The 26,021-nt window shown below is 61.6% G+C and carries 27 protein-coding genes; 12 read left to right on the forward strand and 15 right to left on the reverse strand.

Annotation, left to right across the window (positions count from 1 at the left end):
• Positions 1–147: 147 nt before the first annotated feature.
• Positions 148–1,620 carry an alpha-glucosidase/alpha-galactosidase gene (locus ASG68_RS24205; protein WP_062586528.1) on the reverse strand — a complete coding sequence of 491 codons (1,473 nt, stop codon included), beginning with the start codon at positions 1,618–1,620 and terminating at the stop codon, positions 148–150.
• A gap of 212 nt (positions 1,621–1,832) precedes the next feature.
• Between ASG68_RS24205 and ASG68_RS24210 the strand changes: the two genes are divergently transcribed.
• On the forward strand, positions 1,833–2,753 hold the full coding sequence (locus tag ASG68_RS24210) for an AraC family transcriptional regulator (RefSeq protein ID WP_062586183.1): 921 nt from the start codon (positions 1,833–1,835) through the stop codon (positions 2,751–2,753).
• Positions 2,754–2,756: 3 nt separating this feature from the next.
• Here the strand turns inward: ASG68_RS24210 and ASG68_RS31945 are convergent, their stop codons facing one another.
• The 3 genes from ASG68_RS31945 to ASG68_RS24220 form a co-directional block, all read right to left on the reverse strand.
• Complete coding sequence (locus ASG68_RS31945) at positions 2,757–2,933, reverse strand: hypothetical protein (RefSeq protein WP_164491886.1); 177 nt, start codon at positions 2,931–2,933, stop codon at positions 2,757–2,759.
• Between the two features lie 187 nt (positions 2,934–3,120).
• Complete coding sequence (locus ASG68_RS24215) at positions 3,121–3,624, reverse strand: pyridoxamine 5'-phosphate oxidase family protein (RefSeq protein ID WP_062586186.1); 504 nt, start codon at positions 3,622–3,624, stop codon at positions 3,121–3,123.
• 28 nt (positions 3,625–3,652) lie between these two features.
• Positions 3,653–4,213: a type 1 glutamine amidotransferase domain-containing protein gene (locus ASG68_RS24220; protein WP_062586188.1), complete on the reverse strand. Its 561-nt coding sequence runs from the start codon at positions 4,211–4,213 to the stop codon at positions 3,653–3,655.
• A gap of 126 nt (positions 4,214–4,339) precedes the next feature.
• Between ASG68_RS24220 and ASG68_RS24225 the strand changes: the two genes are divergently transcribed.
• Together ASG68_RS24225 and ASG68_RS24230 are read left to right on the forward strand one after the other, a co-directional pair.
• Positions 4,340–5,572, forward strand: coding sequence for a putative DNA modification/repair radical SAM protein (locus ASG68_RS24225; protein ID WP_062601722.1), 1,233 nt, complete (start codon positions 4,340–4,342; stop codon positions 5,570–5,572).
• Positions 5,572–7,068 (forward strand): UdgX family uracil-DNA binding protein, encoded by a 1,497-nt coding sequence (locus ASG68_RS24230; protein WP_082477869.1) that lies wholly within the window; start codon positions 5,572–5,574, stop codon positions 7,066–7,068. Before ASG68_RS24225 ends, ASG68_RS24230 begins: the two co-directional genes overlap by 1 nt.
• Here ASG68_RS24230 and ASG68_RS24235 read toward each other — a convergent pair.
• The 4 genes from ASG68_RS24235 to ASG68_RS24245 form a co-directional block, all read right to left on the reverse strand.
• Positions 7,043–8,170 carry an NAD(P)/FAD-dependent oxidoreductase gene (locus ASG68_RS24235; RefSeq protein WP_062586193.1) on the reverse strand — a complete coding sequence of 376 codons (1,128 nt, stop codon included), beginning with the start codon at positions 8,168–8,170 and terminating at the stop codon, positions 7,043–7,045. The two genes, ASG68_RS24230 and ASG68_RS24235, sit on opposite strands and share 26 nt — an antisense overlap.
• An 80-nt stretch (positions 8,171–8,250) precedes the next feature.
• Positions 8,251–8,541 (reverse strand): substrate-binding domain-containing protein, encoded by a 291-nt coding sequence (locus ASG68_RS32590; protein WP_244484321.1) that lies wholly within the window; start codon positions 8,539–8,541, stop codon positions 8,251–8,253.
• Positions 8,478–9,209: a LysR family transcriptional regulator gene (locus ASG68_RS24240; protein ID WP_244484322.1), complete on the reverse strand. Its 732-nt coding sequence runs from the start codon at positions 9,207–9,209 to the stop codon at positions 8,478–8,480. Before ASG68_RS24240 ends, ASG68_RS32590 begins: the two co-directional genes overlap by 64 nt.
• An 11-nt stretch (positions 9,210–9,220) precedes the next feature.
• Positions 9,221–10,462, reverse strand: a complete 1,242-nt coding sequence (locus ASG68_RS24245) for a M24 family metallopeptidase (protein WP_062586195.1) — start codon at positions 10,460–10,462, stop codon at positions 9,221–9,223.
• A 132-nt stretch (positions 10,463–10,594) separates the two neighbouring features.
• Between ASG68_RS24245 and ASG68_RS24250 the strand changes: the two genes are divergently transcribed.
• Both ASG68_RS24250 and ASG68_RS24255 read left to right on the forward strand, forming a co-directional pair.
• Positions 10,595–11,782 (forward strand): acyl-CoA dehydrogenase, encoded by a 1,188-nt coding sequence (locus ASG68_RS24250; RefSeq protein WP_062586196.1) that lies wholly within the window; start codon positions 10,595–10,597, stop codon positions 11,780–11,782.
• A gap of 13 nt (positions 11,783–11,795) precedes the next feature.
• Positions 11,796–12,977, forward strand: a complete 1,182-nt coding sequence (locus tag ASG68_RS24255; RefSeq protein WP_062586198.1) for a CaiB/BaiF CoA transferase family protein — start codon at positions 11,796–11,798, stop codon at positions 12,975–12,977.
• A 6-nt stretch (positions 12,978–12,983) separates the two neighbouring features.
• On the opposite strand, the gene ASG68_RS24260 is transcribed toward ASG68_RS24255, so the two are convergent.
• The gene (locus ASG68_RS24260; RefSeq protein ID WP_062586201.1) at positions 12,984–14,447 is read right to left on the reverse strand and encodes an NAD-dependent succinate-semialdehyde dehydrogenase; all 1,464 of its coding nucleotides are present in this window, start codon (positions 14,445–14,447) and stop codon (positions 12,984–12,986) included.
• A 158-nt stretch (positions 14,448–14,605) separates the two neighbouring features.
• On the reverse strand, positions 14,606–15,874 hold the full coding sequence (locus tag ASG68_RS24265; protein WP_156384916.1) for a 4-aminobutyrate--2-oxoglutarate transaminase: 1,269 nt from the start codon (positions 15,872–15,874) through the stop codon (positions 14,606–14,608).
• A gap of 270 nt (positions 15,875–16,144) precedes the next feature.
• On the opposite strand from ASG68_RS24265, the gene ASG68_RS24270 reads away from it, so the two are divergent.
• The 3 genes from ASG68_RS24270 to ASG68_RS24280 all read left to right on the forward strand — a co-directional run bounded on the left by ASG68_RS24270 (position 16,145) and on the right by ASG68_RS24280 (position 18,161).
• On the forward strand, positions 16,145–16,390 hold the full coding sequence (locus tag ASG68_RS24270) for a type II toxin-antitoxin system RelB/DinJ family antitoxin (protein WP_062586206.1): 246 nt from the start codon (positions 16,145–16,147) through the stop codon (positions 16,388–16,390).
• A gap of 27 nt (positions 16,391–16,417) precedes the next feature.
• The gene (locus tag ASG68_RS24275; RefSeq protein ID WP_062586209.1) at positions 16,418–17,242 is read left to right on the forward strand and encodes a MerR family transcriptional regulator; all 825 of its coding nucleotides are present in this window, start codon (positions 16,418–16,420) and stop codon (positions 17,240–17,242) included.
• Positions 17,243–17,378: 136 nt separating this feature from the next.
• Positions 17,379–18,161: an ABC transporter substrate-binding protein gene (locus ASG68_RS24280; RefSeq protein WP_062586211.1), complete on the forward strand. Its 783-nt coding sequence runs from the start codon at positions 17,379–17,381 to the stop codon at positions 18,159–18,161.
• A 48-nt stretch (positions 18,162–18,209) separates the two neighbouring features.
• Here ASG68_RS24280 and ASG68_RS24285 read toward each other — a convergent pair whose 3' ends face one another.
• Together ASG68_RS24285 and ASG68_RS24290 are read right to left on the reverse strand one after the other, a co-directional pair.
• Positions 18,210–18,644, reverse strand: a complete 435-nt coding sequence (locus tag ASG68_RS24285) for a DUF1801 domain-containing protein (protein WP_062586213.1) — start codon at positions 18,642–18,644, stop codon at positions 18,210–18,212.
• A gap of 18 nt (positions 18,645–18,662) precedes the next feature.
• Positions 18,663–19,658, reverse strand: a complete 996-nt coding sequence (locus ASG68_RS24290; RefSeq protein ID WP_062601724.1) for an MDR family oxidoreductase — start codon at positions 19,656–19,658, stop codon at positions 18,663–18,665.
• A 321-nt stretch (positions 19,659–19,979) separates the two neighbouring features.
• Between ASG68_RS24290 and ASG68_RS32815 the strand changes: the two genes are divergently transcribed.
• Positions 19,980–20,102 (forward strand): hypothetical protein, encoded by a 123-nt coding sequence (locus ASG68_RS32815; protein ID WP_274534236.1) that lies wholly within the window; start codon positions 19,980–19,982, stop codon positions 20,100–20,102.
• 135 nt (positions 20,103–20,237) lie between these two features.
• Here ASG68_RS32815 and ASG68_RS24295 read toward each other — a convergent pair whose 3' ends face one another.
• The 3 genes from ASG68_RS24295 to ASG68_RS24305 form a co-directional block, all read right to left on the reverse strand.
• Positions 20,238–21,635 carry a sensor histidine kinase gene (locus ASG68_RS24295; RefSeq protein ID WP_062586217.1) on the reverse strand — a complete coding sequence of 466 codons (1,398 nt, stop codon included), beginning with the start codon at positions 21,633–21,635 and terminating at the stop codon, positions 20,238–20,240.
• Complete coding sequence (locus ASG68_RS24300; RefSeq protein WP_062586219.1) at positions 21,635–22,309, reverse strand: response regulator; 675 nt, start codon at positions 22,307–22,309, stop codon at positions 21,635–21,637. Before ASG68_RS24300 ends, ASG68_RS24295 begins: the two co-directional genes overlap by 1 nt.
• A 108-nt stretch (positions 22,310–22,417) precedes the next feature.
• Positions 22,418–23,032, reverse strand: a complete 615-nt coding sequence (locus tag ASG68_RS24305; RefSeq protein ID WP_062586222.1) for a hypothetical protein — start codon at positions 23,030–23,032, stop codon at positions 22,418–22,420.
• A 190-nt stretch (positions 23,033–23,222) separates the two neighbouring features.
• Between ASG68_RS24305 and ASG68_RS24310 the strand changes: the two genes are divergently transcribed.
• From ASG68_RS24310 to ASG68_RS24320, 3 genes are all read left to right on the forward strand, one after another.
• Complete coding sequence (locus tag ASG68_RS24310) at positions 23,223–24,284, forward strand: ABC transporter substrate-binding protein (RefSeq protein ID WP_062586225.1); 1,062 nt, start codon at positions 23,223–23,225, stop codon at positions 24,282–24,284.
• A gap of 298 nt (positions 24,285–24,582) precedes the next feature.
• Complete coding sequence (locus ASG68_RS24315; RefSeq protein ID WP_062610234.1) at positions 24,583–25,527, forward strand: Bug family tripartite tricarboxylate transporter substrate binding protein; 945 nt, start codon at positions 24,583–24,585, stop codon at positions 25,525–25,527.
• Positions 25,524–26,015 carry a tripartite tricarboxylate transporter TctB family protein gene (locus tag ASG68_RS24320; RefSeq protein WP_062586227.1) on the forward strand — a complete coding sequence of 164 codons (492 nt, stop codon included), beginning with the start codon at positions 25,524–25,526 and terminating at the stop codon, positions 26,013–26,015. The genes ASG68_RS24315 and ASG68_RS24320 overlap by 4 nt, the downstream gene beginning before the upstream one ends.
• Positions 26,016–26,021: the final 6 nt, after the last annotated feature.

Genomic DNA, 26,021 nt, shown 5'->3' on the forward strand with positions numbered 1-26,021 from the left:
CGTCGCGCCGAACCGAGATGGGACGGCTGCTCCTCCCTTATCGCCAACCCGTGACGACAATACACCTCAAGAGGCGGACACGGCAGTGCCCGCCTCTGCGGATCCGCGGCGCTCCTTCGCCGAACCGGATCCGTGATCTCGTAAAGCTCAGCTTGCGGCCTTGAGCTTCGTCGCTTCCTTTTCGGCGCGCAGTTCATCGATCGAGCGAACCTCGCGGCGGGCAACGCCCTTCCAGTCGCGGGTCTTGACCGTCGATTTCGCCAGGCGTTCCTTGGCGGCCGGGATCGCATGGGCGTATTGCGGCAGCCACTCGGCCTGGGCCACAACCATTTCATCGACCATCTGCCAGACCTCTTCCGGCGTGCAGATGGCGCCGACCAGCGGATCATGCAGCACGGCGAGCTTCAGGAGGTCGATATCGCCGGTAACGGCGGCATGGACCGACATACGCTGGACGTTGATCGAGGAAATGCAGGTGGCGGCGCAGGCTTCCGGCAGGGTGATGCCGGCGACCATGTTGATGCCGAAGCGATCGACGAAGCCGGGCGATTCGATGATCGCATCTGCCGGCAGGTTGGTGATGACGCCATTGTTCTTGACGTTGAAGTGACCGCGATAGATGCGTCCGGTTTCCAGCGCTTCCAGAATATGGCTCGCATGCTCGTTGGAACGGCGGGCCGGATCGATCGGCTTGCCGGCATCTTCCAGGAACTGCGGAAACTCGGTTTCGAACCAGTTGCGGGTCTCGGTGGAGTAGCGCAGGTAACCGCCGGTTTCGCCGTGGATCCAGTCGGACATGTCGATCCAGCGGGTAATTTCCTCCGGCCGCTTGCGATACCAGGGCAGGTATTCCGACAGATGGCCGTTGCTTTCGGTGGAATAGACGCCGAAGCGCTTGAGAACGTCGATGCGCAGCTTTTCCTGCTGCGAGAAAACAGGGTGTGCCTCGAAGGCGGCAACAAGTTCGTCCTTGCCAATCTTGCGGCCCTTGACGCGGACATCGACGAACCAGGTCTGGTGGTTAATGCCGGAGCAGATGTAGTCGAGTTCGCCATCCTTCGCGCCGAGGATTTCGGCAATCTGTTCGGCCCCGTGCTGGACGCCATGGCAGAGACCGATCGTGTCGACCTTGCCGTATTCGATCGCCGCCCAGGTGTTCATAGCCATCGGATTGGCATAGTTGAGGAATTTCGCACCGGGCTCTGCCAGTTCGCGGATGTCCTTGCAGAAATCGAGGATGACCGGGATGTTTCGCTGGCCGTAGAGAATGCCGCCGGCGCAGATCGTGTCGCCAACACACTGGTCTACACCGTATTTCAGCGGGATGCGGATGTCATCGGCGTAGGCAGCCAGACCGCCAACGCGCACGCAGGAGATGATGTAGCGGGCGCCCTTGATCGCTTCGCGCCGATCGGTCGAAGCTGTGACCTTGGCGGGGAGGTTGTTGGATTCGACGATCTTGTCGAGGATCGACTTGATCATGCCGAGATTGTGCTCGCTGAGGTCGGTGAGCGCGAACTCGACGTCGCGGAACTCCGGCACGCAGAGAATATCGGTAAAGAGTTTCTTGGTGAAACCGACACTGCCGGCGCCAATAATGGCTATCTTGAAGCTGCTCATGCTGTCCTCGTCTCTGGTCGTTGGGCCGGGAAAAACGGACAGGGTAAAATCAATGCGCGGGAAATGGCGCATTTTGATACGTGTGCTTTCCCGCTACTCCCTGTCGATGCCGCTCCAACCCCGTTTGTTTTCCCATATTGAAGGGCATCTTGCTTTGTTGAGAGGCATTATGCGTATAATGTCGGATGTCGCCAGAGAGGTATTGTGCTTTCATGGGTAATTCTGTGCTGAAACGCCTGATCGAGAATGGACCGGTGATGCGGACGGTTTCGCTGCCGCGCGGACGCCACAGCCTGCACACCATGCCGACCAGTACCGGCTATGAAATCCGAACCGATGCGAGTTATGACTGGGACGGAAGAAAGCGTGGCCAGACGCCGTTCACGGTGTTGCAGCACACGATCGCGGGTGCCGGCAACCTGCGTTACGAGAGCCGCAATTACAGGGTCAGGGCAGGAGATACGCTACTGGTGCTCGTCCCGCACAATCACCGCTACTGGCTGGAGCAGAACGGGCGGTGGGAGTTTTTCTGGATCTCGATGAACGGTGAGGAGGCCCTGCGCATCCACAAGGCGATCCTCGCGACCACCGGTCCCATCCTCAATCTGAAGCCGGAAACGATCGAGCGGCTGGCCGATTGCAGTTTACGGCTGATCACCGGTGGTGCCGACGCACCGGGCAGTGCCTCTGCTCTCGCCTATGAGGCGGCGATGGTGCTCTATGACGATGTGTTCGGCTCCCATCCGGTCTTCAGCCAGGAATACCGGACGATGCAGCACGTGATCGATCATATCAATGCGCATCTGGAACAGCCGCTGCCGGTTGAAAGGCTGGCGGAGGTTTCCGGTCTCAGCCGGGCGCACTTTTCGCGCGTCTTCGCCGCCAGCGAGGGCATGCCGCCGGCCGAGTTCGTGCTGCGCAAGCGGTTGCAGCGGGCGACAAAGCTCCTGACCAAGGCGGCCAATCTGTCGGTGAAGGAAGTTTCGATCATGTCCGGGTTCGAAGACCCGAACTATTTCGCCAAGGTGTTCCGCCGCTATTTCGGCGCGAGCCCGACGGAATTCCGCACGACGGGAATGTATTCCAGCATTGCGACCGGCAGCCGGACCTCTGGGGACGCGGCTGCCGGATAAGCTTCAGTAAAACAGATGCCAGGGGGTGATGAAGGTCTGGCTGGCTTGCTGATCGCGCTCCTGCTCGATCGCGATAGCCTCTTCCTTGGCCTTGCGGGCCGCGATGTCCAGCCGCACCGGCTTTTCCGCCTTCGGCGGGGGTGTGAGGTAACCGAGCGTCATTCCACCGTGATAAAACATGCCGTTCTCCGAAGTTGAGCCAATGACCTGTTTGCCGGTCTTGGACACAATCGTGACACAATCGGCGACGCTGTCAATAGTCTATCAAAATTGTGCCTTATTGAGTTTTTGTTAACCATCAGCCGGCTGGCACGAAAACGCCCCGCCCGTGAGGTACGGACGAGGCGCCCAGTCTGCACTGATGAGGTCAGTGCGGAAGCGAGAGCTGGGTATGGTAGCCAAGATCCGGCTCCTTGCCGGTGAGATTGGCCTTGGCGATCTCCCAGCCAAACCGCAACGAACTGTTGGTCGAAGCCCAGATTGACACGTCGTCGAGTTTCAATTGCAGCATGGTGAGAGCCGGATCGTCCTTGCCGCCTTCGAACCAGGCAGCGACCGGTGCCGACCAGTATTTGTCGATGTGCTCGCGCGACTTGACCTCATCGATCGCACCAGCCAGGCAGGCATGGTAGTCATGGTCCTTGCTGATCACGCAGAAATGGGCGCGATCGCCGGTGCGCACGGCAGAGACCAGATCGCTGTCGGTGCGGGTGTAGAACCAGATCGAATTGGTTTCCTTTTCGACGAAGGGCGCCATCGGCTGCATGTGCTGGCCGGATTCCTCGACGCCCAGCATGCCGGCATGGACGTGTTCGAGAACATCCCACAACTGCTGCAACGGGTCGGTTTTGGTCTTGGAAATATCGGTCATCGCTGTTTCCTTTGTCTGTTGATAGGGATCAGGCGGCGCGCTGTTCGTGGCGGCCTTCCTCGACTTCCTCGATAATCTTGTTGACGAAGGGCGTCAGGTCACCCGGATTACGGGAAGTGATAATGCCCTTGTCAGTGACGACGGCTTCGTCCGACCAGAGCGCGCCGGCATTCTTCATGTCAGTCTTGATCGAGACATAGGAGGTCATCTTGCGGCCCTTCACGGCATCGGCCTCGATCAGAAGCCACGGTGCGTGGCAGATGGCGGCGACGACCTTGCCGGATTTAACGAAGTCACGGACGACGCGCATGGCGTCGTCGTCATGGCGCAGGATATCGGGGTTCATTTGGCCGCCGGGCAGAACCAGCGCATCGAAATCATCGAGCTTGACATCCCTGGCGAGCAGATCGACATCAACCGTATCGCCCCAGTCCTTCTTGTCCCAGCTCTTGATCGGCTCCTTCTCGATCGAGGCGACCTTGACGCTGGCACCGCGCTTCTTCAGCTCTTCCAGCGGCACGCGCAGTTCCGAGCGCTCATAGCCATGGGTCGCGAGGATGAGGATTTTGGATTTGTCGATGAAGGGCATGATGCCATCTCCTGCTGTAAACTTGGGAGGGTTCGGGCTTACAACGGGTGCGTCCGGCAATCGTTCCGATCTTTCTGCTCTCTGCGGCGTTGACTGGAAGGCAATAAGAACATATCATGAACAATTATGAAGAAGTCGCTGAATGAAAGGTTGGCCATCCTGTCGGATGCTGCCAAATACGATGCGTCCTGTGCCTCCAGCGGAACGGTGAAACGGGATTCCTCCAAGTCCGGCGGGTTGGGATCAACGGAAGGTTCCGGCATCTGCCATGCCTATGCGCCGGACGGACGCTGCATATCGCTCCTGAAAATCCTGATGACGAATTTCTGCATCTACGACTGCGCGTACTGCATCAACCGGTCGTCCAGCAATGTCGAGCGCGCCCGGTTCAGTGTCGAGGAAGTGGTCTGGCTGACGCTGGAATTTTATCGCCGCAACTATATCGAGGGGCTGTTTCTGTCCTCCGGTATCATCCGCTCGTCGGATTACACGATGGAGGAAATGGTCCGCATCGCCCGGGAACTGCGGGTCACCCATAATTTCCGCGGCTATATCCACCTGAAGTCGATCCCTGAGGCCTCGCCTTTGCTGATCGAGGAGGCCGGGCTCTATGCCGACCGCATGTCGATCAATATCGAGCTGCCGACCGATACCGGCCTCAATCGGCTGGCGCCGGAGAAACAGCCGGCGAATATTCGCCGCTCGATGGGCGAATTGCGATTGAAGATCGAGGCGGCGAACGATCCGACCCTGCAGACCAAGCGGCGCAAGCGCTTCGTGCCGGCCGGGCAGAGTACGCAGGTGATCGTCGGGGCGGATCAGGCCAATGATCGGGTCATTCTCGGCACCAGCGCCCGGCTCTATGGCAGCTACGATCTGCGCCGTGTGTATTATTCCGCCTTCAGCCCGATCCCGGATGCCTCGCGAAACCTGCCGCTGATCAAGCCGCCGCTAATGCGCGAACACCGGCTGTATCAGGCCGATTGGCTCTACCGCTTCTACGGTTTCGGCATCGAGGAGATCACCGAAAGCCAGCCGGACGGCATGCTCGACCTGAAGCTCGACCCGAAACTCGCCTGGGCGCTCGCCAACCGCCATCGATTCCCGGTCGATATCAATACGGCGGAACGTGAAATGCTGCTCCGCGTGCCGGGGCTGGGTACGAAGGCGGTGAAAGGCATCCTGTCGGCCCGGCGCCATCGGCGGCTGCGGCTGGAGGATCTGGCGCGGCTGCATGTCTCGGTGAAGAAGGTGCAGTCGTTCCTCGTGGCGGACGGGTGGTCGCCGCACCGGCTGATCGACCGCTCCGACCTCAGGTCCATGTTCGAGCCGAAGCCGGAACAACTGGCTTTATTGTGATGCGAACGGTCATGCTGGAGGGGAAGGGAGATTTTACCGAGTGGCGCAACGCAGCGCGGGCGCTTCTGCAGGCGCGTGTTCCGCCGCAGGAGATCGATTGGCGCTGTCGTGAGGATGCTGCGAGGGACCTCTTCGGCCCGACACCGGAAGCGTTGTCGGATGCAGAGGCGGATAATGTGCCGCAATCAGGGTTGACGGTTCCGCAGGCATTCCTGCCGCTGGCGGAGGCCGCGATCTGCCACAGCGATCCCGCGCGGTTCCAGCTTCTCTATCGCGTGCTCTTTCGGCTGCAGGAGGAGCGGGCGCTCTTGGAAATCCGTTCGGATGCCGATGTCGCTCAATTGCATGCGATGGAAAAATCCGTGCGGCGCGACTGTCACAAGATGACGGCCTTCGTCCGTTTCAAGGAGATCGACGGCGGCACCTTGCGCAGGCAGTTTTTGGCCTGGTTTGAGCCGGATCATCACATCGTTGCGCGGGCGGCCCCCTTCTTCCAGCGCCGCTTCACCGACATGGACTGGGTCATCGCCACGCCGAAGGGAACGGCCGCCTGGGACGGCATTAGCCTGACGACATCGACAGAGCCGGCGGACAATCCGATGCTGACTGATGACACGGACATGCTCTGGCGCACCTATTTCTCCAACATCTTCAATCCAGCCCGCCTGAAGGTGAAGATGATGCAGACGGAGATGCCGAAGAAATATTGGAAAAATCTGCCGGAAGCAGAACTTATTCCCGGCATGATCGCCAGCGCCGAGGCGAGCGTCATCGCCATGGCCGAGCGGGCGGCAAGGGATGCACCGCTGTTTCACGAGCGCCTGCAGGCCGCTGCCCGCACGGTGCCGGAGGCGCCTCGGCCCACTGCCGGAACGCTGGAGGAACTGCGCGAGGAGGCGCGCACCTGCACCCGTTGCGCGCTCCATTGCAAGGCAACCCAGACCGTGTTCGGCGAAGGTCCGGCCGATGCCGGGACGATGATCGTCGGCGAGCAGCCGGGCGATCAGGAAGACCTGGCCGGTCGCCCCTTCGTCGGCCCGGCGGGAAAGCTGTTCGATACGGTCGCGGGCGAGGTCGGGCTCGACCGCTCGCGCGCCTATGTCACCAATGCGGTCAAGCATTTCAAATACGAGCCGCGCGGCAAGCGACGCATCCACCAGAAGCCGAATATGGGCGAGGTGCAGCAATGCAAATGGTGGCTGAAGCTGGAACTCGACCTGATCAAGCCGAAGCTGGTGGTGGCGATGGGGGCAACAGCGCTCGCCGCCCTGACGGACAGCCGCCAGAGGCTTTCGGATTTACGTGGCCGGATGCTGCCGTTCGGCGAGGGGCAGACGCTGCTGGTGACGGTGCATCCGTCCTATCTGTTGCGCATTCCTGATGCAGAGCGGCGGGCTGAGGAGACGGCGCGGTTCCGCTCGGATCTCGCCGCCGCCGCAGACTTTGCCCGAAAGGCGGGGATTGGCGACGTTAGCCGGGGAATCGCAGCGGGCTGAAAACCTGCTTATCGAGCGACTGCACCGTGAAATCCTCGGGCTCCGGTTCGCCGGTCAAAATTCCCGCCGCCAGGCGCCCTAGCGAGGGCGAGGTCAGGATGCCGAAACCGCCTTGGCCAGCCAGCCAGAAGAAATGTGGATTATCGCGCGCCATGCCGATGACCGGCAGATTGTCGGGAGCGAAGCTGCGCATGCCGGCCCAGCTTTTGGCAATGCGGCGGACGGGAATGGTCGTCGCCTCCTCGACGTAATGGGCGGCCCAGGCGATATCGAGCTCCTCCGGCTGCACATCGCCGGGTTCACAGGGTGTCGCGTCGGCGGGGCAGGCAAGCAGTCGTCCCGCATCCGGCTTCATGTAGAAATCCTCGTCGAGCTCGTTGATCTCCGGCATGGTTGAAAGGTCGATGCCTTCGGGTGGATCGACGAGGATCGCGGTGCGGCGATGCGGGACGATGCCGAGCGGCTTGACGCCGAACAGCGCCGCGGTCTGGTCCGCCCAGCCGCCGGCGGCGTTGACGACGGTCTTGGCGCGGATGGTGCCGGATGGTGTCTCGATCGTCCAGGCGCTGCCATCGTGGCGAGCGGAGAGAACGGCGCGGCCTTCGCGGATCTCCACGCCGTTGCGCCGAGCGCTGCGTACATAGCCTTGCAGCAAGCTCTCCACCTCGATGTCCCAAAAATTGGGATCGTGAAAGCCAGCGACCGCATAGCCGGGCTTCAGGATCGGCAGGCGTTCCATGAGGGCGTCAGCATCCAATTGTTCAAGATCCGGCGTGAAGGCGCGCTCGGCGTGAAAGAATGCGTCCAGCCGATCGGCCTTTTCCGTTGTCGCGATCATGATGCCGCCGCGTTGTTTCAGGAGCGGGGTCTCAGAAAAGCCGTCCGGCGGGCTGTCGAAGAATGTCTTGGCGATCGCGCCAAGCCGGCAAATCTCCGGACTGTTGTAGCGCAGGACGAATTCGGCGGCGGAGCGCCCGGTGCTGTGATAGCCGAGCGCCGTCTCGCGCTCCAGTACGACGGTCGAGCGATCGACCCCGAGAAAATAGGCCAGCGACAGGCCGCCAATGCCGCCGCCGATGATCGCCACGTCGAATGTCTGCATGTCGTCCTGCCCTTCACGGTGTTTGCGTGCGACCGTAGAGACAAGCTGAGCTGCGTTCAAATTTATAGTCTCGAAGTGGACTATAAGCCGGATTGATGGCTGTTGCTGTGATCCAGCGGCTCTGTGTCTTCGACGTGCCGGAGAAACGCTGCTTCGGCGGGATTGAGGATCGCGTTCGGGTTGGAGATGCGGAAAACGTCGGTGGTCGGCAACAGGTCATAGGGCGGCAGCTGCCAGAGGTCGCCAGCGGCCAAGCCGGGGACTGCGAGATGATCCGGCACCATGCCGATGCCGATATTGCCCGCGATCAGCCGCAGCACTTCCTCGACATTGCAGGAGACGGCGCGCACCTGCTGGCCGAAGGAACCCATGGCGCGACGGCGGTAATGGCATTCATGTGCTGGCCGCCGAGCACATCGGCAATGAAGGCAATGTAGGGATCGCCGCGCAGATCGTTGAGCGCTGCGCCTTTCACGCCATAGAGGCGATGGCCTCGGCCGCAATAGAGGCCATATTGTTCGCGGATATGGAATGCCTTCGTCAGGGCATCGGGAATATTGCCGTCGCACAGGCCCATGGTCGCGATGTTGCGCTCGACAGCGCTGATGACGCTGACGGTGGTTTCGATGGTGATGCTGATGGTCGCCTTCGGATGCAGGCGGAAGAAGTTTTCGAGCTTGCGATCCCAGGCCGGATTGTGGGCATGGCTGACCGAATGGATGCTGACATGGCCGGTCACGTCTTCGCCCGCGCTTTCCAGTGCATTCGGCAGGCGGACGACGGCGGCGAAGATATCGCGGCACTGGCGGTGCAGCTTTTCACCGGCTTCCGTCAGGTCGAAGCGGCCGGGCCGGCGGTCGATCAGCTTCTGGCCGACGGTCTGTTCCAGCCGCTTCAGCGCCATGCTGACAGCCGGTTGCTGCAACAGAAGCCGGTTCGCTGCTGCCGTGATGCTGCCTTCCTCGACAAGCACGACGAAGGTGCGCAGCAGGTTCCAGTCAAGATTATGGGCAAAGCGTTCGAGGCGATTGTCGGGCATGGACCGCGTCCTCAGAGGCAGACAAGACCGGAGGGCAGCCGGTTCATCACTTCGTGACCGTCCGGGGTGACCTGCAGCTGGTTCTCGATGATCATGCCGCCGACGCCATCGACATACCAGGGGGTCTCGAAGGCGAGCACCATGCCGGGTTCGATGATCACATCGGACTGGCGCGACAGGAACGGCCATTCCTCGCTGCCGAGACCGGCGCCCAGTCCATGACCGAAATGGCCGCGCGTATAACCGGGGAAGCCTGCCTTCGCCATCGCCTCACTGGTGATGCGGTGAACCTCACGCATCGCGATGCCGGGCTGGATCATGGCGATACCGGCGTCATAGGCCGCCTGCAATGCATCGAACAACCGGCTTTGGAGCGGGGAGGGAGCGCCGCAGACGAAGGTGCGGCCGGTATCGGATGTATAGCCTGCTATGAGGCAGCCGACATCGACCTTGATCAGGTCGCCGGGCTGAACGACGCCGCCACGTGTCCACGGGTTCTGGCCGACGGAGACATACTCCCAAACGCCGGTGAGATTGCCGACATTGCGCCGCGCCGCTTCGGCCCGTGCACCTGCTTCCCAGGCAGCAGCGAGCGTATCGCGGCTGACACCAATGGCGATTTCTTGCCGTAGTGCGACGATGCCAGCCTCGGCAAGTTCCACTGCAGTGCGCAGATGGCCGATTTCGGCCGGCGACTTGATCATCTTCAACCGGCGGACAAGATCGGTCGCGTCGATAAGCGTGGCGCCGGGCAAGGCGGATGTCAGCAGCTGGAAGTCGGTAACCGAAAGACTGTCGAGTTCGACACCGATCCGGCCTGTGTCCAGCCCGCGGTCGCGCAGCAGCGATGCCGCCAGGGCGAAGCCATGGATGGCATCGAAGGTTTCGGGACGTTGGAATCCGGCCGGGCGTCCTTGGCGCGACCAAGCCGTCTGGATGAGTTCTTCCGGCGATGCGGCTTCCAATCCGCGGATGTCGCCGGTCTCGACCCAGATCGGGTTGATGCGGATATCGGTGATGGTGCTTGTGGCGTGAAAGGCGGCTTCGAACAGGTCGGTGACGACGGCTGCGGCATCCTTGGCGGGATCGGCGGGAACGATGGCGGCGACCGCGCCAGCGCGCCGCCACATGGTCGCAACCCCGGCGGGGGCGCCGGTGGCATAGGTAAAGCTTTCCGGTGACAGAAGCAGGAGGGCATCCAGCCCCGCTGCCTGCATCATCCGCGCCGCGCGTGCCCTGTCGAGATGAGCCATGCCGTTTTCCGTTCGCTGCCGGGCTGCCGCCTTCCATTCCCGGAATGCATGAGGCAGTGCCGCATTTTCGTTTGTATCGCTTCGTCCGGCTTGCCATAACGGGCACAAGAAGGAAAGCGACGGGAGGACGCCATGGTTCAAAGACAGGAATTCCAGTGGGACGATGCTTTCCTGCTCGAGGATCAGCTTTCCGAGGATGAGCGGATGATCCGCGACAGCGCCCGCGCCTATGCGCAGGACAAGCTGCAGCCGCGCGTCATCGACGCCTATCGCAACGAGACTTCCGATCCCTCGATCTTCCGTGAAATGGGTGAACTCGGCCTGCTCGGCGTGACCGTGGAAGAGACCTATGGCGGCGTCGGGGCCTCGTATGTGGCTTATGGCCTTGTCGCCCGCGAAGTGGAGCGGGTCGATTCGGGTTATCGATCGATGATGAGCGTGCAGTCCTCGCTGGTGATCTATCCCATCCATGCCTATGGCTCTGAAGAGCAAAAGCAGAAATATCTGCCGAAGCTGATCAGCGGCGAATTTATCGGCTGTTTTGGCCTGACTGAACCGGATGCCGGTTCCGATCCCGGCGGCATGAAGACACGCGCGGTGAAGACGGAAAGCGGTTATCGCCTGTCCGGCTCGAAGATGTGGATCTCCAACGCACCGATCGCCGATGTCTTCGTTGTCTGGGCGAAGTCCGAGGCGCATGGCAATGCGATCCGCGGCTTCGTGCTGGAAAAGGGCATGAAGGGGCTTTCGGCGCCGAAGATCGGCGGCAAGCTGTCGCTGCGCGCCTCGATCACCGGCGAAATCGTGCTCGACAATGTCGAGGTCGGTGAAGATGCGCTGCTTCCGAATGTCGAAGGCCTGAAAGGGCCGTTCGGCTGCCTCAACCGCGCGCGCTATGGTATTTCCTGGGGCGTCTTGGGTTCGGCCGAGTTTTGCTGGCATGCAGCGCGCCAATATGGGCTCGATCGCAAGCAGTTTGGCAAGCCGCTGGCGCAGACGCAGCTGTTCCAGAAGAAGCTCGCCGACATGCAGACGGAAATCACCCTTGGCCTGCAGGCCTCGTTGCGTGTCGGTCAGTTGATGGACGCCGGCCGCATGGCGCCGGAAATGATCTCGATCGTCAAGCGCAACAATTGCGGCAAGGCGCTCGATATCGCCCGCGCCGCTCGTGACATGCATGGCGGCAACGGCATTTCCGAGGATTACCAGGTCATGCGCCACATGGTGAATCTCGAAACGGTCAACACCTATGAAGGCACTCATGACGTTCACGCCCTGATCCTCGGCCGCGCCCAAACCGGGCTGCAGGCCTTCTTCTGAGCGCGGTCAGGGCATGGAAACGCCGCTGCAGGGCCTGAAGGTTCTCGAGCTTGCCCGCATCCTCGCCGGTCCTTGGATCGGCCAGACGCTCGCCGATCTCGGCGCCGACGTGATCAAGGTCGAAAGCCCGCAGGGCGATGACACCCGCACCTGGGGTCCGCCCTTCATCGAGGGCGAAGACGGCGAGCAACTGGACGCCGCCTATTTCCAAGCCTGCAATCGCGGCAAACGCTCCGTGGTGCTCGATTTTACCACGCCGGAGGGGCAGGAAGCCGTTCGCCGGCTGGCCGCGCAGTCGGACGTGTTGCTCGAAAACTTCAAGGTCGGTGGGCTGAAGAAGTACGGCCTCGACTATGACAGCCTGAAGCAGGTCAATCCGCGGCTGATCTATTGCTCGGTCACCGGTTTCGGGCAGGACGGTCCCTATGCCCACCGCGCCGGCTATGACTATATCATCCAGGGCATGAGCGGCATCATGGACCTGACCGGCGATCCGGAAGGCGAGCCGCAGAAGATCGGCGTCGCCTTCGCCGATATCTTCACCGGGCTTTACGGCGTGATCGGCGTGCAGGCAGCACTTGCCCAGCGGGAGCGCACCGGCAGGGGGCAGCATGTCGACATGGCGCTGTTCGACAGCATGACCGGCGTTCTTGCCAATCAGGCGCTGAACTTCCTCGTCTCGGGAAAATCACCGCGCCGTCTTGGCAATGCGCATCCGAACATCGCGCCCTATCAGGTGTTTCCCGTCGCCGATGGCCATCTGATCGTGGCTGTTGGAAATGACCGGCAGTTTGTCAAGTTCTGCCAATTGCTTGGCCGCGATGATCTGGCATCCGACGCGCTCTATCAGACCAACGCACTCCGGGTGAAACACCGCGAGACGCTGACGCCGGCACTTTCGGGCGAGACGGCAAAATTCGAGCGCGACGATTTGTTGGCCAAGCTGGAAGAGGCGGGCGTGCCCGGCGGTCCGATCAACTCGGTGGCGGATGTTTTCTCCGACCCGCAGATCCTGTATCGCGGCATGCGGGTTGATACGCCGCATACCGGCTCAGCCTCGGGAACGGCACCGGGCGTTCGCACGCCGGTCGCGTTCTCGGATGCGAAACTGGCCCTGGAGCGCGGTTCTCCAAGGCTCGGGGAGCATACGGATGAAGTCTTGGCAGAGATCGGGATGGGGACGAAGGCTCAGTAGGCCCGCTCAAATATTCCCCATGCACAAATACTTCATTTCCAGATAGTCCTCCGCCCCGTGGCGGGAGCCTTCGCGGCCGATGCCGGATTGCTTGAGGCCGCCGAAGGGGGCGGCTTCGGAGGACATGCGGCCGGTATTGATGCCGATCATGCCGTATTCCAGCGCTTCGGCGACACGCCAGACCTTCTTGAGTTCGGTCGCGTAGAAATAGGCGGCAAGGCCGTAGATTGTGTCGTTTGCCTCGGTGATCACATCCTCGATCCTTTCGAAGCGGATGATCGGGGCCACGGGGCCGAAGGTTTCGTCGCACGCGACCTGCATGTGCCGATGCACGTCAGACAGGACTGCGGGCGAGTAGAAGGCACCGGCACCGCCCAGCTTTTCGCCGCCGCACAGCAGTGTCGCACCCTTGTAGACGGCATCGGCAACATGGGCCTCGACCTTCTGGAGCGCCCGTTCGTCGATGAGCGGTCCGACCGTGACAGCCGGCGAAAAGCCGTCGCCGACGACGAGCTTTTTCGTCTCTTCCGCAAGCTTGCGGGCAAATTCGTCGTAAACACCACTCTGGACGTAGAAGCGGTTGGCCGAGGTGCAGGTCTGGCCTGCATTGCGGAATTTCGCCTGGATCGCGCCATCGACGGCAGCGTCGATATCGGCGCAGTCGAAGACGATGAAAGGCGCGCTGCCGCCAAGCTCAAGGCTCACCTTCTTGATCTGATCGGAACACTGCCGCATCAGGATGCGGCCGACCTCCGTCGAGCCGGTGAAGCTGATCTTGCGAACCTTCGGGTTGCCGCAGAGTTCGCGGCCCACGGCATCGCCCTCGGAGGCGAGGATGAGGCTGAGTACGCCCTCGGGCAGGCCAGCCCGACGGGCGAGCGCATGCATGGCCAGCGCGATCAACGGTGTCTGTTCGGCCGGTTTGAGAATGACCGCGCAGCCGACGGCAAGCGCCGGTGAAATCTTGCGCGCCACCATCGAGGCCGGGAAGTTCCAGGGCGTGATCGTGCCGACGACGCCGACCGGCTGCTTGATCACCAGCATGCGCCTATCGACGGATGGCGAGGGGATCGTCTCGCCGTATACGCGCTTGGCCTCCTCCGCATACCACTCGATATAGGCTGCGGCATGCTGCAGCTCGGATCGGGATTCGCCGAGCGGCTTGCCCATTTCTGCGGTCAGGATGGCCGAAAGGTCGTCGATATGGGTGAGGATCAGATCGTGCCAGCGGCGCAGGATCGCGCTGCGATCCTTGGCCGGAAGAGCGGCCCAAGCAACTTGTGCGTTGCTCGCCGCATCGATCGCTGTTCGGGTTTCCTGCACGCCCATATCGGGCAGCGTTGCGAGCAATTCACCTGTCGAGGGATTGCAGACTGCGAAAGTGTTCGTGCCTTCGGCAATGTCGGCATTCTCAAGCCCCAGCAGCCCGGCTTCCTTCACGTGCCTTGTCAGGTGAGCGGTAAAGATCATGGGTGATCCTCTCTGCCGCGACATCCTGTTTGGGCTATCGGGCTTTCATGCGCGAACGGTTTGGCTTTGCGGTGCCGATGACGGCCTCGATCTATCGGATCGCCGTTATCACGTCCATCGGCGGGTTTCCGCCGATGGACTGCTCGTCATTTCACGTTTCAGGCGCGGGCTTCGAGGATCGACGCTTCGAGAATGTCGAGCGCCTCGGCGAAGATGCCGTCCTGGATAGTGATCGGCGCGAGGAAACGGATGACATTGCCGTGAACGCCGCAGGTCAGCAGGATCAGGCCCTTGTCGAGCGCCTTCAGGCGCACCTTGTTGGCGAAGTCGGCGCTCGGCAGATTGGTCGAGACGTCGTTGAACTCGACCGCATTCATGAAGCCGGGGCCACGGATGTCGACGATTTCGGGGGCCTTTTCGGCGATCGACGCAAGGCGCTGCTTCAGGCGGCTACCGAGCTGTTCGGCGCGGTTGCAGAGATCCTCGTCCTTGATGACATCGAGAACGGCGTGCGCCGCCGCAACGCCGATCGGGCTGCCGGCATAGGTGCCGCCGAGACCGCCCGGGCCGGGCGCATCCATGATTTCCTTGCGGCCGGTGACGGCGGCGATCGGGAAGCCGCCGCCAAGGCCCTTGGCCATGGTGGTCAGATCGGCAGTGACGCCGTAATGTTCCATGGCGAACAGCTTGCCGGTGCGGGCAAAGCCGGTCTGCACTTCATCGGCGATCAGCAGGATGCCGTGCTGGTCGCAGATTTCTCGGATTGCCTTCATGAAGTTGACCGGAACCGGATAGAAGCCGCCTTCGCCCTGCACAGGCTCGATGATGATCGCCGCGACGCGGTTCGGATCGACATCGGCGGCGAAGAGTTTTTTCAGGACACTCAGCGACTGTTCGACGGTCGTGCCGTGCATTTCGACCGGGAAGGGTGCGTGGAAGACGTCGCCCGGCATGGCGCCGAAACCGACCTTGTAGGGCACGACCTTGCCGGTCAGTGCCATGCCCATGAAAGTGCGGCCATGGAAGCCGCCGGAGAAGGCGACGACGGCCTGGCGGCCAGTGGCGGCGCGGGCGATCTTGACGGCATTTTCGACAGCTTCGGCACCGGTGGTCACGAAGATCGTCTTCTTTTCAAAATTGCCGGGAACGATGGCGTTCAGGCGCTCGGCGAGCTCGACATAGTTCTCATAGGGAACGACCTGGTGGCAGGTATGGGTGAAGCGATCGAGCTGCGCCTTGACGGCCTCGATGACGCGCGGATGGCGATGGCCGGTGTTGACGACCGCGATGCCGGCGGCAAAATCGATGTAGCGATTGCCGTCCTTGTCCCAGATTTCGGCGTTCTCGGCCCGGTCCGCATAAATTTGCGTGGTCATGCCCACGCCACGGGAAATGGCTGCGTTCTTGCGATCGGTCAAAGTGGTCACGGCTATCATCCTGATGAGCGAGGGAATTGAATTTTGCAAATCCTATATTTTTTCTGTAGGTTTGCAAATTAATTATAGTGATCGGAAGTGCAGCCTTTGTGATGCTTTTTCTTGTGTACCGCGGCAATGTGTGGCTACGTTGATGCCTTGAGCACCGAATGCATATTTTTTGATACTTCGAACATGCTGGATTTTGCGGCTGACGCCCCGATGGGCCTTCGTGGTTTCTCCCGCACAGTTGTAACGCGTAGACATCAGGAGAATGATGCAATGACCGCAGATGCCATTATCCGTGCCCGCATTGATTCCACCACAAAGCAGAAAGCCATCGCCGCCCTTGATGCCATGGGCCTGTCCGTCTCCGATGCCATCCGCCTGCTGATGCTGCGCATCGCCGAGGAAAAGCGCCTGCCCTTCGAACTGAAGGTTCCGGAAGTTGAGCTTGCGCCGGCGATCGAGCGCAATACGCGCCGCCGCGATACCGGCGAGGATCTCTTCCGCGACCTGGAACATTGATGACATGATCCTTTCGTGTGGCCTCCGATGAGCGATGCTGCGGCTGTTCGATACAAGGTCGCCGAGGCGGCGAGGCTCGCCGGCGTATCGGCTTCGACCCTGAGGCTCTGGGAGACACAGGGACTTGTCGTGCCGGAACGCTCCGCCACAGGCCACCGGCAATACAGCGAAGGCGATGTTGCGCAGCTGAAGCGGATTTCCTGGTTCCGGGCCGAACGCGGCCTTAATCCCGCAGCCATTCGTGAAGCGTTGGAAGCCGAGGCCGGCGAGCCCGACGATTCGAATTCGCCTGCCACCGACGTCACTCCGATCTCACAGGTCGGCCGCAAGCTCAGGAGCCTGCGCCATGCGGCGGGCAAGACGCTGGAGCAGATCGCCGGCGATGTGGGTATTGCCGCCTCTGTCCTCTCGACGCTGGAGCGGACCTCGCAGGGCGTCTCCGTGGCGGTGCTGCACAATCTCGCCGAATATTTCGGAACGACTGTTTCCAGCCTTTCCGGCGAGGATGAGCCGGAGGTTCGTGCACTGGTGCGGGCCGGCGAATGGCGCGCCTGGCCGCGAACGACGCCGGGCGTCACCGTCCAGCTTCTTGCCGAAGGCCGCAACCAGATGGATTGCCACCGTTTCGTTCTGGAACCCGGCGCCTCCAGCGAAGGCGCCTACAAGCATGAGGGCGAGGAATTCGTCTATGTCCTGTCCGGCCGGGTCGAGTTCGTGCTTGATTCCGAGCAGTTCCACGACCTTCACCCCGGCGATTCCCTCTATTTTGAGAGCCGCCGCCACCACGCCTGGTCGAATAGGCACGACGGCGAGACCGTGCTTTTATGGATCAACACGCCGCCGACATTCTGAGCGGTTATCCTCTGTCAGGCGTTCGCTGATCAATCACATCAATACCGGCTATTGCCTCTATCTATTTCGTTTATGCGCGGTTCCATCCTAGGATTTGCGAAAGCGGCGGCAAACGGCGCGCAACAGGGGAACTGACATGAGAAAAACGATGATCGCGTTGGCTCTTGCCTGCGCCGGCATGTTAGCAGCAACGACGACGGCGGGCGCCGCCGAAAAACTGCGGATCGGCACGGAAGGGGCCTATCCTCCTTTCAACTTCATCGACAGCGCCGGCAAGATCGGTGGCTTCGATGTCGAGATCGGCCTTGCGCTCTGCGCGAAAATACAGGCCGAATGCGAGGTCGTGGCGCAGGATTGGGACGGCATCATCCCCGGCCTCATCGCCAAGAAATACGACCTGATCATTGCCTCGATGTTCATCACCGAGGAACGAAAGAAGCAGGTGTCCTTCACCGATCCCTATTATCTCGCCGCCATGACCCATGTCGCGGCCAAGGGCGCGGGCATTACAGAATTCACCAATGAGGCGATGAAAGGCAAGGTGATCGGCGCCCAGTCGGGCACGACGCAGGCCGAATATATCGCGGCCGTTTATCCCGATGCCGAGATCAAGCTTTATCCGACGCAGGACGAGGCCAATCTCGACATGGTTAACGGCCGCCTCGATCTGGAAGTCGGCGATATGCTGCCAATGCTCGATTGGGTCACCAAGAACGACGACGGCAAGTGCTGCGAACTGATCGGCCAGCCGATCACCGACAGGAAATTTGTCGGCGACGGCGTCGGTATTGCCGTGCGCCAGGAAGACAACGACCTGCGCGAGAAGCTGAACAAGGCGCTGGCCGAAATCCGCGCCGATGGCACCTACAAGGCGATCAACGACAAGTACTTCACTGTTGATGTCTATACGATGAAGTAGGCGTGAAATCTCTTCACGGCTGTCGGCATGGAAGCGTGAACAGCGCGGTCATGCCGATCTGATTTTTGCTGCCGGCTTCTGCCGATGATAAGTCAATGCGGCTCGCAGACAGAGCGCGAGCGGCTCCCGGCTCAGGCTGCTATCGGCCGGAACGATCAACGCGCGCTGCCCCTCGAAGGCAAAATCATCGGCAAAATGGGCGCGAAATGTGGCAATCAGCGTCGTCTGGCAGTTGACGAACACGGCGCAATCTTCGGGTGCCGCCTTTGAAATCCCGAGCCTTATCGTCGTTCCACTGCCGCTTTTCTCCGTCAGATAGGCCGGCTCTCCCCATTTGAGGGTCTCGGTCAGCGGACCGACGCCCTCGGTTTCGTCTGCAACAGTGAAGATCAGGTCGCGAACTTCCAGTAGCCGCGCCCTGACCGGCTCGGGAAAGCGCGTGAAAACCTCGGCGACCGGAGAGGGCATGGGCTGGTCGGTCATGCGCCTTCTTCCCCATGCCTACTTGGCGACATCGATGACGACGCGGCCGCGGATTTTTCCGGCGACGATATCCTGTGCCAGTTGCGGCAGGTTGGACAGTGGCTCGACGGATGTCATTGCCGCCAGGTGCTGGCGGTCGAGGCTTTCGGCGAGGATGGCCCAGGCGCGTTCGCGTTCAGAGTGCGGCGCTGTTACCGAATTGATGCCGAGAAGCGCGACGCCGCGCAGGATATGCGGCATCACGGTGGCCGGCAGGTCGGCTCCGCCGGCAAGGCCACAGGCGGCGACAGCGCCGCTCTGGACCGTCTGCGCCAGCACGTTTGCAAGCGTGGTGGAGCCGACTGAATCGACGGCGCCGGCCCAGCGTTCCTTCTGCAACGCGCCGCCCTTCGCCGCCAGTTCGGCGCGGTGGACGAAGCCGGTGGCGCCGAGCGAGGCCAGATAATCGCGAGTTTCCGGCCGGCCTGTCGAGGCCGTGACCTTGTATCCACGCGCCGCAAGCAGCGAGACGGCCATGGAGCCGACGCCGCCAGCCGCACCGGTCACCAGGATTTCACGTGAATCACTCCTGATCTTTCCCCAGGCTTCCAGCGCATCGATGCACAGCGCCGCCGTATAGCCTGCGGTGCCGATCGCCATGCTGTCCTCCAGGCTGAAAGCGTCCGGCAGACGCGTCAGCCATTCTGGCTTCAGTCGCTGGAAGCGCGTATAGCCGCCCCATTCGGTCTCTGACATGTTCCAGCCGTTGACGATGACCTTGTCGCCGGGCTTCCAGTCGGGATGCCGGGATTCGACGACGATGCCGGCGAGATCGACGCCGGCGACCATTGGCAGGCGCCGGGCGATGCGCCCGGCGCCGGAAATGGCCAGTCCGTCCTTGTAGTTCAGGGTCGAGAACCGGACTTCGACCAGAATATCGTGATCGGGCAGGTCGGCCAGCGACAATTGCCGGAAGGCGGCGACGGGCTTGCCGTCCTGATCGTCGATGACAAGCGCCCTGAATGTTTCCGTCATGATTTTCTCCAGTCCGTTTTCCCGGCACCATGGCATGAGCATGGGCGAAAAGCCATTTGACCAAAGGCAAAAGGGGCTTGGGAGCCGTCACATTCCGCCGCCGGCCGCACTCGGATCAAGCCGCTGAATCCAAAGAGGAATAGCCGGAAATTATTCCGAAATATATCGTGCATTTTACTGTCGTTAATGATCAATAAAGCAAATAGAAATGTGTTGCATTTGCCATGCTTGCCGCGCAGAGCTGATTTGTTGCTATCGCTACTTCCAAAGTAAAACGGGAAGTGCTATCTGACGCTCGCAAACAATCCTATGGAGCTTATCATGTTTTCGCAGCGCAAGCTGTCGAGCCCGTCTGATCGCGGCTTTGTCCAGATGATCTGGAACGCGATCCTTCTCGTTCAGACCCGTGAAACGACCTCTCTCATGACAGGTCGCAACCGCTAGGATCAATCGCCATTCAGCCCATGCCGGTCTGCAAATGGCGCTTTTCCGCGCTTCCGGTGCTCACGTACGTTCAGTACGCTGCGCTCCGGGTCACGAAAAATCACCATTTTCGACTCAGCCTGAACTGAATCTCGATCAATCCTGGGCAGCCATAGCGGCCGGGAATGTCACGGAAGCTTTCAAGCCCCTGCCATCCGGCCCTTCGCCCAGCGTGAGATGTCCGCCGAACAATCCGGCGATTTCTTCGACGATCGGAAGGCCCAACCCCATTCCCGGTGCTTCGCCGCGTCCGCCGCGCGCGAAACGCTGGCGTGCGACCTGCCGGCTGTCCGGCGGGATGCCCGGCCCGTTGTCTTCGACGTCGAGCTGGATCCCTGTTGGCTGCGCGGTGACACGGACCGTCACCTCCGCACCCTTGCCCGCATAGGCGATCGCGTTCTCGATCAGGTTGCGCAGCAATTCGCCGATCAGCAGCGGTTCCGCCCGGATGAGCGCTGTGCCTTCGCCTTCGAAACCGAGGTCGATGCCGGCGTCGCGGGCGCCCGGCACGTGATCCCCCGTCAGTTCCTGCGCCAAGGCCGTCAGGTCGATGGTCGCCAACGGTTGTGGTTCGGTTGAACCGGCGGCATCGATTTTCGCCATCAATAGCAGTTGCGCCAGAATGCGTTCGGCATGCGCGACGGCCTCATCGCCCTTGCGGGCGGCGCTTTGTGCCTCTTCAAGAGTGGTGGCGCGGGCGGAGAGCGCAAGCTGTGTGCGGATGATTGCCAGCGGCGTGCGCATCTGGTGGCTGGCATTGCCGGTGAAATGGCGCAGCGCGTCGAGCGCCGATTGCAGCCGGACCATGAAAGAGTTGACCGTGTCGACGAGGCCCTGGACTTCGCTAGGCACCTGCTGGTCGATCGGATGCAGATCGTCCGGATTGCGCTCGGCGATCGCGTCGCCCAGCTTGTAGAGCGGACGCAACGAGAAGGTGACCGCGATCCAGACGATGACCGCAGCGCCTAGGATCATCATGCCCAGACGGAAAGCCGAGCGCAGCAAGATGGCCTGTGTCAATTGCCGCCGGGCAATCGTGGTTTCGGCGACGGTGACGACGAAAGGCACGGAGTTGATGCCGGTCGAGGCAGATCGTTCGAGTGCTGCAACCCGGATCGGCTCGCCACGAAACTGCGCGTCGGCATAAACGGCTGACTGGCCATTCATGTCGGCGATCGAGGGCAGGTTCTGGTAGCCGGTGATGAACTGGCCAGGCGGGCCGTCGACACGGTAGAATACCCGGTCCTGTGCCGCTGACGTCAACATTTCCAGCGCCACATAGGGAATATCGACTTCCAGCGACCCATCCTCGGCCACCACGACGCGCTCGGCGATGGCCAAAGCCGAACCTGCCAGCACTCGGTCGGAGACGACATTGGCCGTTTTCACCGCCTCGCGATAGGTGTCGATCAGCGCAAGCGCGCCGATCACTGCCGTGGAGATCAGAAGCCAGGCGAGCAGCCGGCGGCGCAGCGAATAGGCGGCGGCAACCATCAACCGCCCGCCGTCTTGTCGAGATAGTAGCCGATGCCGCGCGCCGTACGCACTGTCAGGCCATGCGGTGCTAAGCGCTTGCGTAGCCGGCTAACATATTGCTCGATGGCATTGGCGCTGAGATCGTCGTCGAAGGCTGTCAACGACTGAATGATCGCCTCCTTGGCGACCACCTTGCCGGCGCGCATGAACAGGATTTCCAGAAGCCCCAGTTCGCGCGCCGGGATATCGACGGTCACGCCATCGGCGGAAAAAGTCCGGGAATTCAGATCGAGGGAGACATTGCCGTAGCTTATGAGCGAGGATCGCAGGCCCGCCTGCCGGCGCAGGAGCACGCGGACGCGCGCCTCGAATTCGCTGACATCGAAGGGCTTGATCATGTAGTCGTCGGCGCCGAGATCCAGTCCCTTGATCTTTTCTTCCTGCGTGCCGCGTGCCGTCAGGATGAGCACGGCGGCCTTGTTCTGCCGCGCCCGCATCGAGCGCAGCACATCGAGACCATCCATCTCCGGCAGTGTCAGGTCCAGGATGACGAGATCGAAGGTTTCGGTCGAGGTCACCGCATCGGCCGAGGCGCCGTCGGAGACGATATCCACGGCATAGCCGCTGCCGCGCAGGATCGCCGACAGTCCCTGCGACAGCGCCAGATTGTCTTCGACCAAAAGAATGCGCAATCCCGTGTTCTCCCTTTGGTTATAGTATTGCATGGGGCGAGAAACGGAAGCCGGATTTTCCGGGATTGGTTCAGCGATTCAAGGCTTTATCGTGCCCGAACGGCCCGATCAGGCCGTGGTCTCTGCCTGTGGCCAGGTCAGATAGACATATTCGGAGCCGACGGTGCCGAAATAGGCATTGTCGCCGGTCGTCTTGTCGACATAACTGCCCTCGGTCGTCTTGACGAAGGCGGCGTCAGCCCCGCGTGACAGATGCGCCTTGAGGAATTCGCTCCAACCGGATGTCTCGATTTCGGTGCCTGTCTTGCTGTCGGTGTTCTTTTCGTCGGCGCTGTCGGGATCCCAAGCCTTGATGGTAACGCCGCTCAGCGGATCGGTGACGGTGAGTGTCCCGGCTTCCAGTGCCGCCAGCATGGATTTGCCCTGTGCGCTCGTTCCGGCCGTCTCCGCCATCTCCTCCAGCGATTTCTTCAGGCCGGCCATGAACGAGGCCGTTGTGATGTCGTTGGAAATGACCGGTTCTTCCGTTTCAGTCGTTGCCGGAGACAGTGAGGAGAGCAGGGCGGACAGCGTCTGCGACGAGGAGCTTGACGTATCGACGCCATAGCGCTGCAGCAGGGCCGTCCGGGTATTGCTGGTCTCGGTTTGCTGCTCGGTTTCCTTCAGCGCTTTCAGCAGGAACTGCGCCGATTGCAGGCGAACGGACTGGAGGGGCGTAACCATGGAAAAATCCCGTTATTGCTGATCACCGCCTCCGGTTCATCCGAGTTGCAGAGCGAATTCATGGTGGCCGCGTGATCATCCCCGGCGGGCGCAACCTAGGGCGCGAAACCTGCGCGGACCTATCGGCGGCGGGGCGCTGTCCAAAGACCGGTACCTTGTGCGGGCGCGCTTGCTGCTGCAAGATGGTGTCATGCGGTTTCTTCCTGTCTTTCTCGGTCTTTTCGCCTTTCCGGCCATGGCCCAGCCGGTCGTGTTTCCGGCGCTGTCGGGCAATGCGTCTGCGCAGACCGTCGTCGTCTATTCCTCACTCGACGAGCCCTTGGCCAAGCCGATGATCGCCGGATTCCAGGCGGCCAATCCGGATGTGGCGGTGCGCTACGAGGATATGCTGACGGGTGAGATCTACGACCGGATCGTCAAGGAAACCGATGCGGGTGAGAGGACGGCGGATTTTGCCTTTTCCTCCGCCATGGACCTGCAGGTGAAGCTCAGCAATGACGGTTATGCCCAGCGCAGCGATCTGCCAATGTCGGGCCGCTGGCCGTCTTGGGCGAACTGGCGGAACACCGCCTATGCCCTGACCTTCGAGCCGGCCGTGTTCGTTTATCACAAACCGAGCTTCACGACGGAAAAGCCGCCCTCGACGCGGGCGGAATTCGTCGACTACCTGAAGCGGCAGGGCAGTGCCGTCTATGGCAAGATCGGCACCTACGATATCGAGCGCTCCGGTGTCGGCTTCCTGTTCATGGCGCGCGACCAGGAACAGTTCGGCGATATCTGGTCGGTGATTCAGGAAATGGGGGCGGCGGGCGTCAAGTTGTACTCCACGAGTTCGGCCATTCTCGAACGGGTCTCGGATGGACGTTTCGTGCTGGGCTACAACATTCTCGGTTCCTATGCCGCCGATTGGGCGGCGCGTCATCCCGATGTCGGCATCGTGTTGCCGCGCGACTATACCGTCGTCATGTCGCGAATCGGTCTTGTGCCGCAGGCGGCGGCGTCGCCCGATCTCGGGCGGCGTTATCTGGAATTCTTCATGTCGACGGAAGGCCAGACGATCATGGCGCGGGAACTGCAGATTCCGGCGGTCAGTCCTGACGTGGCCGGCGCCAATACGGCGAACACCTTGCGCGAGATGCTGGGCGCGCAATTGCGGCCGGTTCCGGTCAGCCCCGGACTGATGGTCTATCTTGATCAGGTCAAGCGCGCGCGGTTGATCGCGCGCTGGAACGAGGTCCTGCGTCTGCAGTAGCCGGTTCGGCTTCCGATGGAAGTTTCTGCTTGCCGGTAGACGGGACGTGAAAATTAAGGAACATTAATCCGGCAAGGTTTCAGCTGATGTCAGGTAAATGACAGCTTGCTGTGGTGCCTTGTGGTTCTTCATCGTCCGTGGAGGCGGACGATCGAGGCGTATGGGAGGAGTTTCATCAGACCCGGCGCAACGGTGAGCCCCTTGAGGCGGCCGCGTCCGATCTGTCCGTGAATTGTCCCCCCGTTCGCAAAGATGAACAATGCGCGCCAAGAAGAGCGCGCCTGACGGAGGACTTCTCTTGAAACAGTTTTTCCTGGCAACCATTCTCGCCGGTGCTCTCGCCCTGCCGGCCTTCGCCGCCGATTACACCATCATCGCTCCGGCCAATCCGGGCGGCGGCTGGGACCAGACGGCGCGCTCGATCCAGAGCGTCATGCAGTCGGAAGGCATTTCCGGCAATGTGCAGGTCCAGAACGTACCGGGCGCCGGCGGCACGATCGGTCTTGCCCAGTTCGCCAGCCAGTCGGCCGGCAATGCCAACGCCCTGATCGTCGGCGGTTACGTCATGGTCGGCGCCATCCTGACCAACAAGTCGCCGGTCTCGCTCAACGACGTCACCCCAATCGCCCGCCTGACCGGCGAATATGAAGCCATCGTCGTGCCCGCCGATTCGCCGCTGAAGAGTTTCGGCGATCTCGTCGAGGCGCTGAAGAAGGATCCGGGCGCGGTGTCCTGGGGCGGCGGCTCGGCCGGTGGTACCGATCATATCGCTGTCGGCCTGATCGCCAAGGCTGCCGGTGTCGATCCGACCAAGATCAACTACATCGCCTTCTCCGGCGGTGGTGAAGCGCTTGCCGCCATTCTCGGCAGCCAGGTCACGGCCGGTATTTCCGGTTACGGCGAATTCGAATCGCAGATCAAGTCCGGTACGCTGCGTCTTCTCGCGGTGTCCAGCGCGGAGCGCATTGCCGGTATCGATGCCCCGACCATCAAGGAAGGTGGCCTCGACGTGGTCGTCCAGAACTGGCGCATGGTTGCGGCAGCCCCCGGCCTGACGCCGGAGCAGACGGCGGCCGTCTCGGCTGATATCGAGAAGCTGGTCAAGTCGGCCGGCTGGCAGGAAACCCTGAAGACCAAGGGCTGGGCCGACACCTATCTCGCCGGCGATGCCTTGAAGGAACAGCTGGCCAAGGATGTCTCGGCCACTGAAACGGTCCTCAAGGACATCGGTCTCGTTCAATGAGCCAGGGTCACACCCCATCGACGGAAAAGCGCCGCCCTGACCGGGCGGCGCTTGCCATTGCCGTTTTCCTGGCTGCGCTCGCCGGCGTGATCTTCTGGGATACGTCGCGGCTCGCCAAGATCGCCAGCTATTCCGGCATCGGTCCGGCCACCATTCCCTTCGTCATCGCCAGCGGTCTGCTGCTTTTGGCGGCATGGACGGTTTTCGAGGCGCTGCGGGGTGATTTTCCGGTGCGCGAACGTCAGCAGGTCGGCCCGGTCGCCTGGATCGTCGGCGGCTTGGCCGCGCAGATGTTGCTGTTGAAGCCGCTCGGTTTCTCGATCGCCACGGGCCTTCTGTTTGCCCTGACCGCCGCCGGTTTCGGCAAGCGCAAGCTCTGGTTCACGATCCCGATCGGTGTGGCGCTCTGTCTTGTCGTCTGGCTGATCTTCGCAGGCCTGCTGCAGCTGTCCCTGCCCGCCGGTCCGCTCGAACACCTGTTTTGGTAAGGCCCT

The sequence above is a fragment of the Rhizobium sp. Leaf453 genome (assembly GCF_001425605.1).
Classification (GTDB): domain Bacteria; phylum Pseudomonadota; class Alphaproteobacteria; order Rhizobiales; family Rhizobiaceae; genus Pararhizobium.

What these genes read in the sequence shown, in the direction of transcription:
- ASG68_RS31945 (WP_164491886.1), bottom strand. Translation starts at nt 2,933, where the DNA reads ATGTTTTATCACGGTGGAATGACGCTCGGTTACCTCACACCCCCGCCG.
- ASG68_RS24295 (WP_062586217.1), bottom strand. Translation starts at nt 21,635, where the DNA reads ATGGTTGCCGCCGCCTATTCGCTGCGCCGCCGGCTGCTCGCCTGGCTT.
- ASG68_RS24285 (WP_062586213.1), bottom strand. Translation starts at nt 18,644, where the DNA reads ATGACCGACCAGCCCATGCCCTCTCCGGTCGCCGAGGTTTTCACGCGC.
- ASG68_RS24250 (WP_062586196.1), top strand. Translation starts at nt 10,595, where the DNA reads ATGGTTCAAAGACAGGAATTCCAGTGGGACGATGCTTTCCTGCTCGAG.
- ASG68_RS24275 (WP_062586209.1), top strand. Translation starts at nt 16,418, where the DNA reads ATGAGCGATGCTGCGGCTGTTCGATACAAGGTCGCCGAGGCGGCGAGG.
- ASG68_RS24235 (WP_062586193.1), bottom strand. Translation starts at nt 8,170, where the DNA reads ATGCAGACATTCGACGTGGCGATCATCGGCGGCGGCATTGGCGGCCTG.
- ASG68_RS24220 (WP_062586188.1), bottom strand. Translation starts at nt 4,213, where the DNA reads ATGCCCTTCATCGACAAATCCAAAATCCTCATCCTCGCGACCCATGGC.
- ASG68_RS24255 (WP_062586198.1), top strand. Translation starts at nt 11,796, where the DNA reads ATGGAAACGCCGCTGCAGGGCCTGAAGGTTCTCGAGCTTGCCCGCATC.
- ASG68_RS24270 (WP_062586206.1), top strand. Translation starts at nt 16,145, where the DNA reads ATGACCGCAGATGCCATTATCCGTGCCCGCATTGATTCCACCACAAAG.
- ASG68_RS24225 (WP_062601722.1), top strand. Translation starts at nt 4,340, where the DNA reads ATGAAGAAGTCGCTGAATGAAAGGTTGGCCATCCTGTCGGATGCTGCC.
- ASG68_RS24290 (WP_062601724.1), bottom strand. Translation starts at nt 19,658, where the DNA reads ATGACGGAAACATTCAGGGCGCTTGTCATCGACGATCAGGACGGCAAG.
- ASG68_RS24245 (WP_062586195.1), bottom strand. Translation starts at nt 10,462, where the DNA reads ATGGCTCATCTCGACAGGGCACGCGCGGCGCGGATGATGCAGGCAGCG.
- ASG68_RS32590 (WP_244484321.1), bottom strand. Translation starts at nt 8,541, where the DNA reads ATGGGTTCCTTCGGCCAGCAGGTGCGCGCCGTCTCCTGCAATGTCGAG.
- ASG68_RS24310 (WP_062586225.1), top strand. Translation starts at nt 23,223, where the DNA reads ATGCGGTTTCTTCCTGTCTTTCTCGGTCTTTTCGCCTTTCCGGCCATG.
- ASG68_RS24320 (WP_062586227.1), top strand. Translation starts at nt 25,524, where the DNA reads ATGAGCCAGGGTCACACCCCATCGACGGAAAAGCGCCGCCCTGACCGG.
- ASG68_RS24305 (WP_062586222.1), bottom strand. Translation starts at nt 23,032, where the DNA reads ATGGTTACGCCCCTCCAGTCCGTTCGCCTGCAATCGGCGCAGTTCCTG.
- ASG68_RS24210 (WP_062586183.1), top strand. Translation starts at nt 1,833, where the DNA reads ATGGGTAATTCTGTGCTGAAACGCCTGATCGAGAATGGACCGGTGATG.
- ASG68_RS24280 (WP_062586211.1), top strand. Translation starts at nt 17,379, where the DNA reads ATGAGAAAAACGATGATCGCGTTGGCTCTTGCCTGCGCCGGCATGTTA.
- ASG68_RS24230 (WP_082477869.1), top strand. Translation starts at nt 5,572, where the DNA reads ATGCGAACGGTCATGCTGGAGGGGAAGGGAGATTTTACCGAGTGGCGC.
- ASG68_RS24260 (WP_062586201.1), bottom strand. Translation starts at nt 14,447, where the DNA reads ATGATCTTTACCGCTCACCTGACAAGGCACGTGAAGGAAGCCGGGCTG.
- ASG68_RS24215 (WP_062586186.1), bottom strand. Translation starts at nt 3,624, where the DNA reads ATGACCGATATTTCCAAGACCAAAACCGACCCGTTGCAGCAGTTGTGG.
- ASG68_RS24205 (WP_062586528.1), bottom strand. Translation starts at nt 1,620, where the DNA reads ATGAGCAGCTTCAAGATAGCCATTATTGGCGCCGGCAGTGTCGGTTTC.
- ASG68_RS32815 (WP_274534236.1), top strand. Translation starts at nt 19,980, where the DNA reads ATGTTTTCGCAGCGCAAGCTGTCGAGCCCGTCTGATCGCGGCTTTGTC.
- ASG68_RS24240 (WP_244484322.1), bottom strand. Translation starts at nt 9,209, where the DNA reads ATGCCCGACAATCGCCTCGAACGCTTTGCCCATAATCTTGACTGGAAC.